Annotated in this window: 18 protein-coding genes and 1 tRNA gene; 10 read left to right on the top strand and 9 right to left on the bottom strand. The window is 56.8% G+C overall.

Translation table 11 applies throughout. The features are described 5' to 3' along the window. The first annotated feature begins 13 nt into the window (after positions 1-13). From pgsA to ACQK2Q_RS03345, 3 genes are read left to right on the top strand one after another with little or no spacing between them, the layout of a single operon-like run. Positions 14-571: a CDP-diacylglycerol--glycerol-3-phosphate 3-phosphatidyltransferase gene (gene pgsA / locus ACQK2Q_RS03355; protein ID WP_425408337.1), complete on the top strand. Its 558-nt coding sequence runs from the start codon at positions 14-16 to the stop codon at positions 569-571. A gap of 11 nt (positions 572-582) precedes the next feature. Further along, positions 583-1278 carry a response regulator gene (locus ACQK2Q_RS03350; protein WP_425408336.1) on the top strand — a complete coding sequence of 232 codons (696 nt, stop codon included), beginning with the start codon at positions 583-585 and terminating at the stop codon, positions 1276-1278. 1 nt (position 1279) lies between these two features. Beyond that, positions 1280-2590 (top strand): ATP-binding protein, encoded by a 1311-nt coding sequence (locus ACQK2Q_RS03345; RefSeq protein ID WP_425408335.1) that lies wholly within the window; start codon positions 1280-1282, stop codon positions 2588-2590. A gap of 2 nt (positions 2591-2592) precedes the next feature. Here the strand turns inward: ACQK2Q_RS03345 and proC are convergent, their stop codons facing one another. From proC to ACQK2Q_RS03330, 3 genes are all read right to left on the bottom strand, one after another. Further along, positions 2593-3405, bottom strand: a complete 813-nt coding sequence (gene proC / locus ACQK2Q_RS03340) for a pyrroline-5-carboxylate reductase (RefSeq protein ID WP_425408334.1) — start codon at positions 3403-3405, stop codon at positions 2593-2595. A 59-nt stretch (positions 3406-3464) separates the two neighbouring features. Next, positions 3465-3968 (bottom strand): YbjN domain-containing protein, encoded by a 504-nt coding sequence (locus tag ACQK2Q_RS03335; protein WP_425408333.1) that lies wholly within the window; start codon positions 3966-3968, stop codon positions 3465-3467. Between the two features lie 123 nt (positions 3969-4091). Next, positions 4092-4334 (bottom strand): accessory factor UbiK family protein, encoded by a 243-nt coding sequence (locus tag ACQK2Q_RS03330; RefSeq protein ID WP_425408332.1) that lies wholly within the window; start codon positions 4332-4334, stop codon positions 4092-4094. A 110-nt stretch (positions 4335-4444) separates the two neighbouring features. Here ACQK2Q_RS03330 and lgt point away from each other — a divergent pair, with 110 nt between their 5' ends. From lgt to ACQK2Q_RS03310, 4 genes are all read left to right on the top strand, one after another. Further along, the gene (gene lgt / locus ACQK2Q_RS03325) at positions 4445-5308 is read left to right on the top strand and encodes a prolipoprotein diacylglyceryl transferase (RefSeq protein WP_425408331.1); all 864 of its coding nucleotides are present in this window, start codon (positions 4445-4447) and stop codon (positions 5306-5308) included. Continuing rightward, positions 5305-6417 (top strand): class I SAM-dependent methyltransferase, encoded by a 1113-nt coding sequence (locus tag ACQK2Q_RS03320; RefSeq protein ID WP_425408330.1) that lies wholly within the window; start codon positions 5305-5307, stop codon positions 6415-6417. The genes lgt and ACQK2Q_RS03320 overlap by 4 nt, the downstream gene beginning before the upstream one ends. Beyond that, a complete protein-coding gene (gene pgeF, locus ACQK2Q_RS03315) occupies positions 6414-7199 on the top strand; it encodes a peptidoglycan editing factor PgeF (protein ID WP_425408329.1) in 786 nt (261 codons plus the stop codon). The genes ACQK2Q_RS03320 and pgeF overlap by 4 nt, the downstream gene beginning before the upstream one ends. A gap of 89 nt (positions 7200-7288) precedes the next feature. Further along, positions 7289-8233: a ribose-phosphate pyrophosphokinase gene (locus ACQK2Q_RS03310; protein WP_425408328.1), complete on the top strand. Its 945-nt coding sequence runs from the start codon at positions 7289-7291 to the stop codon at positions 8231-8233. On the opposite strand, the gene ACQK2Q_RS03305 is transcribed toward ACQK2Q_RS03310, so the two are convergent. The 4 genes from ACQK2Q_RS03305 to ACQK2Q_RS03290 all read right to left on the bottom strand — a co-directional run bounded on the left by ACQK2Q_RS03305 (position 8230) and on the right by ACQK2Q_RS03290 (position 11318). Beyond that, positions 8230-8607 (bottom strand): VOC family protein, encoded by a 378-nt coding sequence (locus ACQK2Q_RS03305; RefSeq protein WP_425408327.1) that lies wholly within the window; start codon positions 8605-8607, stop codon positions 8230-8232. The two genes, ACQK2Q_RS03310 and ACQK2Q_RS03305, sit on opposite strands and share 4 nt — an antisense overlap. Positions 8608-8745: 138 nt before the next feature. After that, a complete protein-coding gene (gene rimK, locus ACQK2Q_RS03300; protein WP_425408326.1) occupies positions 8746-9651 on the bottom strand; it encodes a 30S ribosomal protein S6--L-glutamate ligase in 906 nt (301 codons plus the stop codon). Further along, positions 9648-10121, bottom strand: coding sequence for an ATP-dependent zinc protease (locus tag ACQK2Q_RS03295; RefSeq protein ID WP_425408325.1), 474 nt, complete (start codon positions 10119-10121; stop codon positions 9648-9650). The genes rimK and ACQK2Q_RS03295 overlap by 4 nt, the downstream gene beginning before the upstream one ends. Positions 10122-10232: 111 nt before the next feature. After that, the gene (locus tag ACQK2Q_RS03290) at positions 10233-11318 is read right to left on the bottom strand and encodes a PAS domain-containing protein (RefSeq protein ID WP_425408324.1); all 1086 of its coding nucleotides are present in this window, start codon (positions 11316-11318) and stop codon (positions 10233-10235) included. A 296-nt stretch (positions 11319-11614) separates the two neighbouring features. Here ACQK2Q_RS03290 and ACQK2Q_RS03285 point away from each other — a divergent pair, with 296 nt between their 5' ends. Continuing rightward, a complete protein-coding gene (locus ACQK2Q_RS03285; RefSeq protein WP_425408323.1) occupies positions 11615-12823 on the top strand; it encodes a pyridoxal phosphate-dependent aminotransferase in 1209 nt (402 codons plus the stop codon). Positions 12824-12929: 106 nt separating this feature from the next. Next, positions 12930-13406, top strand: coding sequence for a Dps family protein (locus ACQK2Q_RS03280; RefSeq protein WP_425408322.1), 477 nt, complete (start codon positions 12930-12932; stop codon positions 13404-13406). Positions 13407-13461: 55 nt separating this feature from the next. Here ACQK2Q_RS03280 and ACQK2Q_RS03275 read toward each other — a convergent pair. Then, positions 13462-13537: transfer RNA gene (locus ACQK2Q_RS03275), tRNA-Thr, on the bottom strand. A gap of 89 nt (positions 13538-13626) precedes the next feature. Between ACQK2Q_RS03275 and ACQK2Q_RS03270 the strand changes: the two genes are divergently transcribed. Next, positions 13627-14070 carry a c-type cytochrome gene (locus tag ACQK2Q_RS03270; protein WP_425408321.1) on the top strand — a complete coding sequence of 148 codons (444 nt, stop codon included), beginning with the start codon at positions 13627-13629 and terminating at the stop codon, positions 14068-14070. Here the strand turns inward: ACQK2Q_RS03270 and ACQK2Q_RS03265 are convergent. Next, positions 14067-14900: a class II aldolase/adducin family protein gene (locus ACQK2Q_RS03265; protein ID WP_425408320.1), complete on the bottom strand. Its 834-nt coding sequence runs from the start codon at positions 14898-14900 to the stop codon at positions 14067-14069. The two genes, ACQK2Q_RS03270 and ACQK2Q_RS03265, sit on opposite strands and share 4 nt — an antisense overlap. Positions 14901-14906 lie beyond the last annotated feature (6 nt).

Here is a 14906-nt window from a genome sequence, read left to right as displayed (position 1 = left end):
CTAAACTGCCGGGATGGCCAATATTATCACGCTCGCCCGCATTTTGCTGATCATTCCCTTTACCGCGTTTTTTCTCACTAACGCGGCCTGGAATTTAAAAGCGGCGCTGGTTGTTTTCATTATCGCCTCGTTGAGCGATTTTATTGACGGCCGCGTCGCCCGTGCGCGCGGCGAGACCTCCGCGCTCGGTGCGGCGTTAGACCCGCTGGCCGACAAACTGCTGGTGGCTGCGGCGCTGATCCTGCTGACGCGCAACGGCGTCATTCATGGATTTGGCGTGATCGCCGTTCTGATAATCGTGCTGCGCGAATTACTCGTCAGCGGTCTTCGCGAAGCGCTGGGCGCGCGCGGCGGCTCACTGCCGGTAAGCATGTTAGCGAAGTGGAAAACGACGACACAACTGGTCGCGGCGGGACTCATGCTCGCCGCCGCGCCTACAGGGATTGTCGGTGAAAGCCTGCGGTCTGCAGCGAGCGGCTTTTTGTGGCTTGCGGCGGTTCTGACATTCTGGACAGGCGCATTATATGTGCGTCAGGCGGCAGGGTTGCTGCGCGCCGGCAGTCTCGAGTAATTTGGAAAGCGATGAAAACACCAAAGACAAAAGACGACGCCTCGCATATTCTGGTCGTTGACGACGACGACCGTATCCGCACGTTATTAAAGCGCTATTTGAACGAAAATACTTACCGAACCTCAGTCGCCGCCAATGCGGCGGAGGCGCGCGCGCTCATGAACTCGTTTGATTTCGATCTTTTTATTTTCGATGTGATGATGCCCGGCGAGTCCGGCTATTCGCTGACGAAATTCGTTCGCGCCGCGTCCAACGTTCCGGTTCTCCTCTTGACGGCGAAAGGCCAGCCCGAAGACCGCATTGAAGGACTTGAGGCTGGCGCTGATGACTATTTGTCAAAGCCGTTTGAACCCCGCGAGCTTTTGCTGCGCGCGAATAATCTGCTGCGCAGGTCGCGTCCGGTACAGCTTTCCAACAAGGAAATCAGTTTCGGCGATTGCACATTTGCCATAGGCCGCGGCGAGCTGCGCAAAAACGGAGAACTTGTGCGCCTGACAGCCGGAGAAACGCATCTGTTACGCGCGCTGGCGCAAAAGCCGCGCGAAGCGATCAGCCGTGAAGCGCTGGCCGAGCAATCCGAAGCCGGCATGGAACGCTCAGTCGATGTGCAAGTGACGCGGCTGCGCAAAAAAATAGAGGAAGACCCCCGCGCGCCGATTTTTCTGCAAACGGTACGCGGCGTCGGCTACGCATTGATGGCCGACTAAAATGATACGCCGCTATTTTCCGAAAAGTTTGTATGCGCGGATTCTGCTCATCGTTATTTTGCCGATTTTTATAACGCAATCGGTCGTCACCTATATTTTTTTCGCCCGCCATTGGGACCTCGTCACCGCCAACCTGTCTGAAAATGTCGCAGGCCAGATTGCGCTGGTGACGCGCCTTTATGAAAACGCAAATTCCGATGCGGAACGCGATAACATCACCGCCAATGCGCTGAATGATCTGTCCATCCGTGTGCGACACGCGCCGGATACGCAGATCCCTCAAGACAACCGGCTGGCGCTGTTCAACGTCTATAACGCCACGCTGGACAAGCGTTTGCAACGGGCGCTTGAACAACCCTATTGGCTGAACACCCAGAGCTGGCCGAACGATGTGGAGATACGCGTTCAGCTGACCGACGGCGCATTGATTTTTCTCGCCCGGCGCGATCGCGTTTTCGCCACGACAGGTCCGATTTTTTTATTCTGGCTGATTGCGACATCCGTTCTTTTGGGGGCGACAGCCATTATTTTCATGCGTAACCAGGTGCGGTCTATCCTGCGCCTCGCCTCCGCCGCCGAAGCCTTTGGCCGGGGCCGGGATTCTCCCGATTACCGGCCGACCGGCGCGACAGAAGTCAGAAAAGCCGGTTACGCCTTCATCGCCATGCGCGAGCGTATTAAACGGCACCTTGAGCAGCGAACGGCGATGCTGGCGGGCGTCAGTCACGACCTCAGAACGCCGCTCACGCGGATCAAACTGGCGCTCGCGATACAGCCTGAAAACGAAGACGTCGCGGCGCTGCACAAAGACGTGCTGGAAATGGAAAAGATGGTCGAAGCCTATCTCGATTTCGCCCGCAACGAAGCCGCTGACGAAGACCCTGAACCCGTCCGCGTCGGCGAACTTATCAGGGAGATTCAAAGCGACGTAGAACGAGCGGGACACAAATTACATGTAACTGCGCCTGCTGGCGTTTCCATGACCGCGCGGCGTAGCGCATTGAAGCGCGCAGTCGGCAATCTTGTGAATAACGGCCTTCGGTATGCTGATCATGTATGGATTTCAGCAAAACGCACAGACCGTTACATCGAAATTCTGGTTGAAGATGACGGGCCCGGCATCGAAGCGGAACGCCGTGACGGTGTCTTCAAACCGTTTGTCAGGCTTGACGAAGCGCGTAACCAGAATGAAACAGGCGTCGGCATGGGGCTGACAATCGTGCGCGACGTCGCCCGCTCGCATGGCGGCGACGTCAACCTCGCGGCGTCAGCCTATGGCGGACTGAAAGCCACCATCAGACTGCCGATCTAGGTTTATTTTGTCAGTTCCGCCGCCCGCCGAGCCGCAGCGGCGACAGCCTCTTTTACAAGCTTGCGCAACGCGCCGTCTTCGCCATCAAGAATTTGCAGCGCCGCCTCGGTCGTGCCGCCGGGCGACGTCACGGCCTTGCGCATCTGCGACGGCGAGCGGGTTTCCACATCGATCAGCGCCCCGGCGCCGGCGAGCGTTGCGCGGGCCAGTGACGCCGCAGCACTCCTGTCGAGACCTGCGGCCTCTCCTGCATCGGCCAGCGCCTCCGTCAGCAAAAAGAAATAGGCGGGACCGGAGCCGGAAACCGCGGTTACGGCGTCAATATCTTTTTCGCTCTCCACCCAGACCACGTCGCCTGCGGCGCGCATCAACTTTTCGATAAGGTCTCGCCCTTCTTCATTGATCGTCTCCGGCGCATAAAGTCCGGAAACGCCCCGGCCGATCGCGGCGGGAAGGTTCGGCATGGCGCGCGCAACTTGCGCAGCGCCGCCGAGCGCTGTGGCGGCTTTCGCGATGCTGGTTCCAGCCATCACGGAAATCGCGATGGCGTTTTGCGCCAGCGGCGCATATGCCGGCAGCGCGCTGTCCGCCATTTGCGGTTTAACGGCGATGACGACAGCGTCAAAACCGGATTTGATGTCAGGATTGACGCCGACGCCGTGCTTTTCACAGAGCGCATTCATGTCGTCGTTGACGCCGGGATCGAAAACAGCGGAACGCGACGCGTCAATTGTGCCGGCGGCGAGCCAGCCTTTCATCAGCGCGCCGCCCATGGAACCGGCGCCGATCAGCGCGACAGAAGGTTTGTTGGTCATCCATTAGAGATAGCGCGGCGAGCGCTTATTGGAAACACCGAAGCGGTTGCAAAATGTTGTTACGCGTTGCCGGCGGTCTCGAACAGCGACGCCTGCAGCGCTTCATCCGGCGACTTGCCGCCCCATATCAGGAAATTGAACGCCGGATAAAATCGGTCGACGGCTTCGCTCGCCGCTCGGATCAGCGCTTCGCCCTGCGCGTCGTCTATGCCGCCTTCCGCCGGTAAGAGCGATGCGTTCCGGTAAACGATCGAATGATCGTCCGCCCACAAATCGAAATGTCCGATCCACAGGCGTTCATTGACCATCACCACCAGACGGCTCGCTTCGTCGATCCGGCCGACCGGCGCTTTCAGATCCAGCGGCGCGCCCATTTGCAGCGTGGAAAGCTCCGGGCGCCATGTGAACCAGAGACCGATGTCCCGCCATACGCCCGGCAGCATCACATGCAGCTCATTTTCACCCGCGCGCTCGATTTCAAACTCAAGCCCGGCGGCTGCGGTTTCCAATACGCGCAATGGGTTTTCACTCTGTTTTGGTTTGCGGATAAGCTCGATCGACATCGGCGCCCCTTGTTTCCCGGTTAGCGCGACTTTTCTCAGCCGCTTGCACGCAGCATGACGCGGCGATTCGGAGCGGCGAGAAATGATTCGATTGAACTGGTTTTCCGCAACAGCCTGTGGACGTTAACGATTTTCAAGCGCGTCGAGGCGCGCTTTCAGTGATTCGTTTTCTTCACGGGCGGCGCGCGCCATATCGCGCACAACCTCGAACTCTTCACGCGTCACAAGGTCCATATCGGCAAGCAGCGATTGCAGCCGGCTTTTGAAAACGGTTTCCGCTTCCCGGCGCACGCCGTCGGCGGCGCCTGCGGCTTCGGTCATCAATTTGGCGATCTCGTCAAAAATAGCGCTCTGGGTCTGCATCATCGAACTCCTCATCTGTATTGAATATAGGAGCGCTGGCGGCGGGGCGACAGGGGCGTCAAAGCGCGCTATTGAGACGCACGACCACCGCAATTTCCGTAATAGAGACCGCCATGAGCCTTCCCTATCCCAATATCGACCCTGTGGCCGTGCAATTGGGTCCCTTGCCGATCCGCTGGTATTCGCTCGCTTACATTGGCGGCCTGGCGGCGGGCTGGTGGTATCTGACGCGACTGCTCAAGAATGCGTCAATCTGGGGCAAGGACGGCGCGCCGATCACGCGGGCGCTGCTTGACGACGTCATTTTCTGGGTGGCGATCGGCGTCATGGCGGGCGGCAGGCTTGGTTATGTCTTGTTTTATGAGCCGTCTATTCTGCTGGCGCCCTGGGAGCCGATACTCGGCTTCCTTCCCTTCCCGCCGGCGCTGATGATGTGGAACGGGGGCATGTCTTTTCACGGCGGGCTGATCGGCGTGACGCTCGTCGGTTATTTCTTTTCGCGCAAACACAATCTCAATCCGCTTTCTTTGGGGGACCTTTTCGCCTGCGCCGCCCCGATCGGATTGTTTTTCGGACGCATCGCCAACTTCATCAACGCCGAACTTTACGGCCGCCCATGGGACGGCCCCTGGTCCATGGTGTTCCCGACCGATCCGGACCGCCTGCCCCGTCACCCAAGCCAGCTCTATGAGGCGGCGCTGGAAGGCATACTTCTCTTCATTGTCATCCGTATCGCCACTCATTCCTTCGGGTTATTGAAACGCCCCGGCGCCGCCATCGGGCTTTTTATCGCGGGCTATGCGGCGTCGCGCATCTTCGTTGAAAATTTCCGTGAACCTGACGCACATTTGCCGGACTTCCCGCTAGGCCTGACCATGGGCATGATGCTTTCGGCGCCCATGCTGGCGCTGGGGCTCTGGTTGATATGGCGCACACGTACGGCGCCAACGTCTGCGAATAAAAAGGCGGCTTCATGAGCGAGACCGGCGCAGCACAAACAACGCCGCTGGAAGAACGCCTGATCGACCTGATCAAACTGAAAGGTCCGATCACCATAGCCGATTACATGTCCGACGCTCTCGGCCATCCGCATGAAGGGTATTACATGCGGCAAAACCCTATCGGCGAAAAAGGCGACTTCACGACGGCGCCGGAAATCAGCCAGATTTTTGGAGAACTGATCGGCTTGTGGCTGGTTGAAGCCTGGCAGGCCATGGGCGCGCCTGAAAGTTTCAATCTGATCGAGTTGGGGCCAGGCCGCGGCGTCCTGATGGAGGACATTTTGCGCGCGGCGCGTTCGCGGCCGGGTTTCGGCAAGGCGGCGCAGGTCTGGCTCTTGGAGACATCCGGACGGCTGCGGCTGGAACAGCAAAAGCGGCTGAAAGCCACCGAGGCGAAACCCCTTTGGGCCGATGAATATGCAGATATCTCGCCGGGACCGTCGCTGATTGTGGCCAACGAATTTTTCGATTGCCTGCCCATTCGCCAATTTGAGCGGATCAAGTCCGGCTGGCGCGAGCGTCTCATCGGCCTCAATGAAGCTGAAACCGGCCTCGCCTTTACGCTGGCTTCAACGCCGCCGCCGCCCGAATTTCAGTTGCCGGAGATTACGCAAAGCGATGTGGGCGATATTTTCGAAATCTCGCATCCGATCCAGACTTTCGCCAGCGAAATTTGCGACACATTAAACGAGCATGGCGGACACGCGCTGATAATCGATTACGGCCATATGGAGCGCGGCTTTGGCGATACGCTACAGGCCGTGCGCGACCATGAATACTGGGCGCCGCTCGCCTCGCCCGGCCGGGCCGACCTGACGGCGCATGTGGATTTCGAATCGCTTGCAAAAATTGCGATCGAGTCCGGCGTCAATGCGCATGGGCCGGTAACGCAGGGCCGCTTTCTTGACCGGCTCGGCCTGCCATTGCGCGTTGAAACACTGTGCAAAGGCAAAGACGAAGCAACGGCGCAAGAGGTGCGCGCAGGCGCCGCGCGCATCGCGGCGCCGCAGGCCATGGGTGAAATCTTCAAGGTCCTTTGTCTTTCATCGTCCGGTTTGCCGACCCCTGCCGGATTTGAATCATGACGGCGATGACGCCGCCCTTTCTGGTTTCGCCTGCGCTGGACCTGCCGGCCGTCATGCACGGCTTTTTCACGCGGGACGGCGGCGTTTCGAATGCGCCCTATGACAGCCTCAACACGGGGCCGGGTTCTGGCGACGATCCTGCCGCAGTTCGGAAAAACCGGGTTTTGTGTGCAGGCGCGCTCGGCGTTGACGAGAGATTTTTGCTTACCGGCTATCAGACGCATTCTGCGGATGTGATGGTCGTCGAAGAGCCCTGGAATGAACACGCTGCTAAAGTTGACGGCCTGGTGACCAGTACGCCGGATCTGGCTATCGGCGTTCTCGCAGCAGATTGCATGCCCTTTTTGTTCATAGACGCCAGCGCCCGCATTATCGGCGCCGCTCATGCGGGCTGGCGCGGCGCGCTCGCCGGCGTTCTTGAAAACACCGTGGCGAAAATGCAGGAACTCGGCGCGAAACCTGAAAACATTCGCGCCGCTGTCGGTCCCTGTCTGCGCCAGCCGAATTTTGAAGTCGGGCTCGACCTGGTGGATAATTTTCTCGGCAAATATCCTGACGCAGAACGGTTTTTTGCGCCTGGCGCAACTGAGGATAAGCGCCAGTTTGATCTCGTCTCATTCGGCCTGTGGCGGCTTTCCACATGCGGCGTCAACAATGTGGACGACATTGGGCTGTGCACGCTCGCCAATGCGAATCGGTTTTTCAGCTATCGCGCGATGCGCCGCGATAATCTTTCAGATTACGGCCGCAATCTTTCGGCTATCGCCCTGAAAGCAACGTGAAAATAAAAACGCAGGTTTTTCGGGTTGCGCAACCGTCAAGAAACCGTCATGAAACCTTTGCTGTCGCGGGGTTTTAGGGGACGGATGTCATGAAACTGATCGCCGGAAATTCCAATCGCCGGTTAAGCGAAGCCATTTGCGAAAGACTCGGCACCTCGCTCGCCAAGGCTGAAATCAAGACCTTCAAGGATGGCGAGGTCTTTGTTGAAATTCAGGAAAATGTGCGCGGCGAGGATGTTTTTGTCATCCAGTCCACATCGCAGCCGGCGAATGACAATCTGATGGAATTGCTCATCACGCAGGATGCGCTCAGCCGCGCCTCCGCCAGCCGGATAACGGCCGTACTCCCCTATTTCGGCTATGCGCGGCAGGACCGCAAAGCCGGTCCGAGAACGCCAATCTCCGCAAAGCTCGTCGCCAACCTGATCACCACCGCCGGCGCCGACCGTGTGCTGACGGTCGATCTGCACGCCGGGCAAATTCAGGGCTTTTTCGACATTCCCACGGACAATCTTTACGCCGTCAAGGAATTCGACCGCCGTATTCGTGAGATTTACAATGGCGATATCGAACAGGTGACTGTAGTGTCGCCCGATGTCGGCGGCGTTGTGCGCGCGCGGGCGCTGGCGAAACGTCTGAAAGACCGGCCGCTCGCCATCGTCGACAAGCGCCGCGAAGGCCCTGGCCTTTCAGAAGTGATGAATATTATCGGCGATGTTAAAGACCGCCATTGCGTTATCTTCGACGACATTGTCGATTCCGGCGGCACGCTTTGCAACGCCGCTGAAGCCCTGATGCAAAAAGGCGCGAAAAGCGTCGCCGCCTGCATCACGCACGGCGTCCTCTCTGACCACGCAGAAAAGCGTATCATGGCGTCTGAAGCGATGACGCGCCTTCTGGTAACCGATTCCATTGAAGCGCGGCCCGGCGTCGCCGAGTGTCCAAAAATCGAGCAGGTTTCGATCGCGACGTTACTGGCGGAGGCCATCCGGCGGATCGCCAATGAGGAATCCGTTTCCAGCTTGTTCGACTAATGCGGATCGCAGCCGCCCGGCTGCCATAACTGGATCGGGTTGCCTTCCGGATCGTTCAACTTTGCAAAACGCCCATTCGGGTATTCTTCAGGATCGATTTCTACTTTGACGCCGGCCTTTTCGAGTTGCGCCGCCATGGCCGCAAGATCCTTTACGCGAAAATTGATCATCCACTGGTTTTTCATATCGCCGAAATAGGCGGTATCCTCCTTGAACGGCGCAAATACCGTGGTTCCGGCGTTCGTGCGCCAGGCGGGCGTATCATAATCGCCGGGCACGAGTTGAACGCCCAGATTGTCTTCATACCATTTTGCAAGATTTTCGGGGTCTTTCGATCTGAAAAAGAACCCGCCGATACCGTCGACTTTTTGCATATGACCGCTCCCTTGTTTGAAGGAAAAGAGCAGCATGGCCTTTACGCCGCATCAAGAGACGGGCGCCGGAAAATAGGGAAATCACCCATCCGGGTGAGTGAGAATGTGCGGTAAGGCGCAACATTCAAACTCGGGCAATCAGCCCTTGCCCTTGGTCTTGGTTTTTCCGTATTTCGCGTTTTTCTCGATGAAATCAACAAGCAGCCCGGCGACATCTACGCCGGTCGCTTTTTCAATGCCTTCAAGGCCGGGCGATGAATTCACCTCCATCACCACCGGACCGTGATTTGAACGCAGCAAATCAACCCCGCAAAAATTCAGGCCCATGGCGCGCGCTGCACGCACAGCCGTCGAGCGCTCTTCGGGCGTAATCTTGATTTTCTCAGCAGTGCCGCCGCGATGGATGTTCGAGCGGAAATCGCCTTCCTTACCTTTGCGTTTCATTGAGGCGACGACTTTTTCACCGACCACGATAGAGCGGATATCCTCGCCGCCGGCCTCTTTAATAAATTCCTGAACAAGGATGTTGGTGTTGACGCCGCCAAACGCCTGAATAATCGATTCCGCGCCTTTTTGCGTTTCACCGAGCACGACGCCAATGCCTTGCGTACCTTCCAGCAATTTGATCACAACGGGCGCGCCCCCAATCATGTCGAGAATTTCTTCCGCCCGGCTGGTGCGATGGGCGAAAACTGTTACAGGCAGACCGATCCCCTTGCGCGCCAATAGCTGCAATGAACGCAGCTTGTCGCGCGAACGGCTGATCGCCACGGATTCGTTGACCGGATAAACGCCCATCATTTCGAATTGCCGCAACACGGCGGTGCCGTAAAATGTGACGGATGCGCCGATGCGCGGAATCACGCAATCGAAATACGCAAGCTCTTCTCCCCGATAGCGCACTGTCGGCCGGTGGGACGTGATATTGATATAGCAACGCAGATGATCAATCACATCGATTTCATGACCGCGCGCCTCCGCCGCCTCTACGATCCGTTTGTGTGAGTATAATTCAGCGTTTCGGCACATCAGAGCCAGTTTCATTGCGGCTCTCCTTTCACATTATTCTTGTCGAGAAGATATGAAGCCCCCGGATCGATCAAAAATTTGCGACGCAGCGCGTCGCGGCCAATCAGCATACGAAAGCCCATGGCGTCCCGGTTCGTCAGGGTCAAATCGATTTTCCAGGTGCGCGGTCCCATACGCAATCGTGTGGAGATGACATAGCGTTCCTCTTCCTGGCCGTTTGAACTTCTGATCACGCGCCGGTCTGCAATCGGCGCACAGCAATAAACCTCCGGTCGTTTGCGGCGTTGCACCGGATGCAGAAAAAATTCCACATGCGGCTCGCCTTCAAGGTCAATCTCCCGAATGCGAAAAGCATGGATTGCCGACGTTTTCGCACCCGTATCGATTTTCGCGTTTATGTTTTCCACGTTCAAATCGGGAAGCGAGGTCCATTCCCGCCAGCCAATGCGCAAACGCGGCTTTCGTTTCGTTTTCTTTGCCGGCATTCCGGGCGATACTTTGGTTGGCGTCAAATGGAAAATCTCCGGCAAACGCTCATGAGGGTAACACCAGCTATTGCCGATAGTTCGAACGAGACGCAAGCGCTCTGGTGAATACTATTCCGCCGCGTGAATATGCCGCCGCGCATATTCGCCTTCAAGGCGTCCGCCGCTGAACACAAAGCCCTCGACGCCGGGCACGTAAAGCATATTGGTCAATCGACCGGCGAGCGCTACATATTCGCCTTCCGCCGAACCGCGCATGCAGACATGCGGCAAAGGTTTGACTTCGCCTAGTTGTGACAGGGATTTCTCACCAACCGCCCTGAAAAACGGCATGTCGTCAGGATGGACAATTTCTTTCGTCGTCTTGCCTATCAAGAGCCCGATGGGAGCGCCAAACGCACGCTCTGCGGAAGGACTGGCGTAAACGATTTTCCCTTCCGGCGAAAAGATAAGGGTAATATCAAGCGAGGACTCCACAAGCGCGCGAAAGCGCTGTTCTGCCGTATGCGTATCGTCTATGCGGCGGCGCAGAACCGCCAGCAACTTGTCATTTTTCGTGTGCAAAAGAATCGACCGGTCGATCATCCGCTGTATCGACAACGCCAGATACGCCGTGCCTATACCGTAGAGGACTACTACCGCTGCAATCGCGGCCCCGTTTGCGCCGGCCGTGAGGGCATAGGTCACAGCTAAAGGAGCAAGCGCCGGAATATTGAAAGCCAGCACGGCGCGCCAGGAAGCGCCCGCGGAAACAATCGAAGCAGCCGTCATGCCGGCGATGACGAAGGCCAGGAATGCGTGCCCGATAAACCCTTGCAAGGCAAAGATCGGCGCAAGCGCGCCCCAGGCGGCGCCGTTGATCGCCATGAAAGCAACATGCAATTTTGCAAAGCGCGACAGGTTTCGGGCGGAAACGCCCCCCATTTTGAACCGCAGCCAGAGAACGCCGCGCAGTAGCGCAATCGTCATGATAACGCCGAGCCAGGCCAGCATGACGGTACGGTCAACGCTTGCCCACGCGACAGCCGTTGCAATGACGCCGTTCAGCGCGCTGGCCGCTATAGCGACGGGCGCGCCGCGAAACAGCAACGCCGCGCGCTCGACTTTCACCCTGACGCTTTCAACTTGCGTCAAACCGTTCAGCCGCGCCTTTCTACTCGGAACTTGTGAAATTGCGGTCTGCAATTCCGCAATCATAGGCTCTCCTATGTTGCCCCCGCTGAGGCGTATGAAATCACATCACGGGAGAAGAGCAAACCAAAAAATCTACGAAAACGCCGGAATATTTTTTCCACAAAGATTAAAAATTTCCAATATAAACAATGCATTATAACTTATCGGCAGGATATTTCAATTTTCAGTTCTTCGCGTTGCCGACGAATTCCGCAGCATTCACTCGCGTCATGGCGATTTAGCCGGCGCCAAGAAAATCAGTTGGTTGCGGCGCAGCAAAAGAGTACACATAGCCATCTAAAGAAGCTGGAGCGCGCCTCATGCGCGAATTTACATCTTCACTGGCGGTTTCCCGGATCAAGCCGTCGCCAACCATGGCGGTGACGCAAAAAGCGGCCGAACTGAAAGCTGCAGGGCGCGATGTTATTTCGCTCAGCGCCGGCGAGCCCGATTTCGACACCCCTGATTTTGTGAAAGACGCCGCCGTCAAGGCCATTCGCGATGGTAAAACCAAATACACCGCCGTCGACGGCATGCCTGAACTGAAAGACGCCATCGCTGCGAAATTCAACCGTGACAACAATCTGACATATGACGTCTCTCAAATTTCGGTGGCGCCGGGCGGCAAGGCGATTATTTTTAACGCCCTTCTTGCAACGATAAATCCCGGCGATGAAGTGATCGTTCCCGCCCCCTTCTGGGTTTCTTATCCTGACATGACATTGCTTGCAGGCGGGACGCCGATCATCGTGAAGACTGACGCAGATTCCAATTTCAAACTGACGCCAGCCGCACTTGAAAATGCAATAACGCCGCGTACAAAATGGTTTATCTTCAACTCCCCTTCAAATCCAACCGGCGCAGCCTATACACGCGGCGAAATTAAGGCGCTTACGGATGTTTTATTGAAACATCCGCATGTCTGGGTGATGACGGACGATATTTACGAACATATTATCTATGATGATTTCAAATTCACCACGCCAGCACAAATTGAACCAGGCCTTCTTGATCGCACGCTGACGGTCAACGGCGTATCCAAAGCTTACGCTATGACCGGATGGCGGATCGGTTTTGCCGGCGGCCCGCAAGGCTTGATTAAAGCGATGGCGAAAATCATGTCGCAGTCGACTTCCAACCCATGCTCGATCAGTCAATGGGCGAGCGTTGCCGCGCTCGATGGCGATCAGTCTTTTCTTGCGGATCGCAACGCCGCTTTCAAATCCCGGCGCGACATGGTGGTGAAAATGCTGAACGAGGTCGAAGGTATAAACTGCGCCAGACCTGAGGGTGCTTTCTACGTCTATCCGTCCTGCGCTGGTCTTATAAACAAAAAAACGCCCTCCGGCGCCGTCATAAAAAATGACGAAGATTTTGTCCTTGAACTATTGAAGGCCGAAGGCGTCGCCGCCGTATTCGGCGCGGCTTTTGGCCTGTCGCCATTCTTCAGAGTCTCCTATGCGGCGGCTGAGCATGATCTTCGCGAGGCAGGGGCGAGGATAAAACGGTTCGCAGAATCGCTGGCTTAGCGCTATCGATTATTTTGAACAAACTCATCGTCATTATCAATTTGATTGAAGGGCGCGCGCGCCCTATCTATTCTATGAAACAACACTGAAAGAGGAGATTGTAACTATGTCGAGCGTTGATATTGGTCTGGCGGAAAATGCACGAAACGCCGTCGCTGAGGCGCTGAATGCGACATTGGCGGACACCTATTCTCTTTACATGAAAACGCACGCCTATCACTGGAATGTTACGGGACCGCAGTTCCATACGTTACACGTGATGTTCGAGGAACAGTATCGCGAGATGTGGGATGCGCTGGATGAAATCGCAGAGCGCGTACGCGCATTGGGCGTTTTCGCGCCAACCAGCGGCAAACAGTTCGCCGACCTTTCTGATATTGATAACGCGGACACCAAGCCGCCTTCCGCGGACAATATGGTGAAGCGATTATTGTCTGATCATGAAACGCTGATCAAGCGCGCCCGCGATGGTTTATCGACGGCGGAGGAATCCGGCGACGCCGCCAGCGCCGACCTTTTAACCGTACGCATTCAAACGCATGAAAAGACAGCCTGGATGCTTCGTTCAATGGCGCAGTCATAAGAACGGGATTTTAATCACAAAGCGGGCCGCTTCGGGGCCCGCTTTTTGGTTTGGCTGGTGCCCCCACACGGACTCGAACCGCGGACCTACTGATTACAAATCAGTTGCTCTACCAGCTGAGCTATAGGGGCTGGCCAAGGCGGGCCTCTTAACGGATTGCGCGCGCATTGACTAGAGGCTTATAAAGCGAATTCGCAAAATTCGGGGGACAGAAGCCGAAATGAACAAAATGTATCTCTGCGCCGCCATTCTCGTCCTCTCCGGATGCAGCCAGGACGCGTCAAGCGCAGGCGATGGCGCGGCGAACGCGCGGGCGAACGCCGCCGGCGATCAGACGCAAACCGTTTCAATGGCCGATCAGGGCCGCCGGCAATTTAATGAGTGCGCCGTTTGCCATACAGTGAATAACGGCGAAGCGCACCGCGTCGGCCCCAATCTTTTCGGTATCGTAGGCGCAGAAGCCGGCAAGCAAGACGGCTTTGCCTATTCGCGGGCCATGGCGCAATCCGGCGTTCTCTGGAGCGACGATAACCTCGACGCTTTTATAGAAAATCCGCAAGGGTTCATGCGCGGCAACCGCATGGCGTATATCGGCCAGCGGGACGCGGCAAAACGCGCAGCGCTCATCGCATATCTGAAAACCCTGAACCCTGACGCCGACTAAATATCGTAACCCGGGTTTTCCCGATTCAGTTTTCTGATCAGTCCCGGCCAGGCGAGATTGTCGCCAAGGCCCGGAACAAATGCGGGCGCGCCCTGCTGCAGCACTTTAGCCCCCATGGCCGGCGCCTCTTCCAGCGGCTCCTTGGTATCCGATTGTGCAAGGATTTGCGTCTTGCACGCCTGTTCCAGAAAATACATGCGCAAAAACGCCGTAGCGCAATTGGCGCCGACGGTTAATGTCCCGTGATTGCGCAGCATGAAAAAATTGTGGTTGCCAAGATCCTTTACCAGTCGTTCACGCTCATCGAGGTCCGTCGCGATCCCTTCGTAGTCATGATACGCAAGGTCATCATGAACGATCATGGAAAATTGCGTATAGCGTTTCAATCCGCCCTGTTGGGCTGAGACAGCGACGCCGTAAGGCGAATGCAGATGCAGGACGGCATGGGCGTCATCGCGCGCCATGTGCAGCGCAGAGTGAATTGTAAAACCCGCCGCATTCGCGAAATACGGGCTTTCATCAACTTTATTGCCGTCGACATCTATTTTCAGCAGGCTCGACGCCGTCATTTCATCAAAAAACACCCCATACGGATTAATCAGAAAGCGAGGCTTGCCGCCCTCGTCAGGGCACCGCACCGAAATATGCGTGAAAATCATATCGTCCCAGCCGTAAAGGGCGGTCAGCCGGTAAGTGGCGGCGAGATCGCATCGCAGGCGCCATTCTTCATCGCTGATTTTGCCTTTTATAGAAGGCAGGCTGACCGGGTCGGGAACCGCAAAACCCGGCGATTGTCCCAAAGCGTCATTTGCGTGGCCGTCAGCGCTCATGTTTTG

The sequence above is a fragment of the Hyphococcus sp. genome (assembly GCF_965228385.1).
In the GTDB taxonomy this organism is placed as follows: domain Bacteria; phylum Pseudomonadota; class Alphaproteobacteria; order Caulobacterales; family Parvularculaceae; genus Hyphococcus.
Note: the sequence above shows the minus strand (reverse complement) of the source record. Positions and strands in the feature narration are given on the sequence as shown.

What these genes read in the sequence shown, in the direction of transcription:
- rimK (WP_425408326.1), bottom strand. Translation starts at nt 9,651, where the DNA reads ATGAAACTGGCTCTGATGTGCCGAAACGCTGAATTATACTCACACAAA.
- proC (WP_425408334.1), bottom strand. Translation starts at nt 3,405, where the DNA reads ATGACCAACAAACCTTCTGTCGCGCTGATCGGCGCCGGTTCCATGGGC.
- ACQK2Q_RS03280 (WP_425408322.1), top strand. Translation starts at nt 12,930, where the DNA reads ATGTCGAGCGTTGATATTGGTCTGGCGGAAAATGCACGAAACGCCGTC.
- ACQK2Q_RS03320 (WP_425408330.1), top strand. Translation starts at nt 5,305, where the DNA reads ATGAGCGAGACCGGCGCAGCACAAACAACGCCGCTGGAAGAACGCCTG.
- ACQK2Q_RS03285 (WP_425408323.1), top strand. Translation starts at nt 11,615, where the DNA reads ATGCGCGAATTTACATCTTCACTGGCGGTTTCCCGGATCAAGCCGTCG.
- ACQK2Q_RS03305 (WP_425408327.1), bottom strand. Translation starts at nt 8,607, where the DNA reads ATGCAAAAAGTCGACGGTATCGGCGGGTTCTTTTTCAGATCGAAAGAC.
- pgsA (WP_425408337.1), top strand. Translation starts at nt 14, where the DNA reads ATGGCCAATATTATCACGCTCGCCCGCATTTTGCTGATCATTCCCTTT.
- pgeF (WP_425408329.1), top strand. Translation starts at nt 6,414, where the DNA reads ATGACGGCGATGACGCCGCCCTTTCTGGTTTCGCCTGCGCTGGACCTG.
- ACQK2Q_RS03330 (WP_425408332.1), bottom strand. Translation starts at nt 4,334, where the DNA reads ATGATGCAGACCCAGAGCGCTATTTTTGACGAGATCGCCAAATTGATG.
- ACQK2Q_RS03295 (WP_425408325.1), bottom strand. Translation starts at nt 10,121, where the DNA reads ATGCCGGCAAAGAAAACGAAACGAAAGCCGCGTTTGCGCATTGGCTGG.
- ACQK2Q_RS03345 (WP_425408335.1), top strand. Translation starts at nt 1,280, where the DNA reads ATGATACGCCGCTATTTTCCGAAAAGTTTGTATGCGCGGATTCTGCTC.
- lgt (WP_425408331.1), top strand. Translation starts at nt 4,445, where the DNA reads ATGAGCCTTCCCTATCCCAATATCGACCCTGTGGCCGTGCAATTGGGT.
- ACQK2Q_RS03270 (WP_425408321.1), top strand. Translation starts at nt 13,627, where the DNA reads ATGAACAAAATGTATCTCTGCGCCGCCATTCTCGTCCTCTCCGGATGC.
- ACQK2Q_RS03350 (WP_425408336.1), top strand. Translation starts at nt 583, where the DNA reads ATGAAAACACCAAAGACAAAAGACGACGCCTCGCATATTCTGGTCGTT.
- ACQK2Q_RS03310 (WP_425408328.1), top strand. Translation starts at nt 7,289, where the DNA reads ATGAAACTGATCGCCGGAAATTCCAATCGCCGGTTAAGCGAAGCCATT.
- ACQK2Q_RS03265 (WP_425408320.1), bottom strand. Translation starts at nt 14,900, where the DNA reads ATGAGCGCTGACGGCCACGCAAATGACGCTTTGGGACAATCGCCGGGT.
- ACQK2Q_RS03290 (WP_425408324.1), bottom strand. Translation starts at nt 11,318, where the DNA reads ATGATTGCGGAATTGCAGACCGCAATTTCACAAGTTCCGAGTAGAAAG.
- ACQK2Q_RS03335 (WP_425408333.1), bottom strand. Translation starts at nt 3,968, where the DNA reads ATGTCGATCGAGCTTATCCGCAAACCAAAACAGAGTGAAAACCCATTG.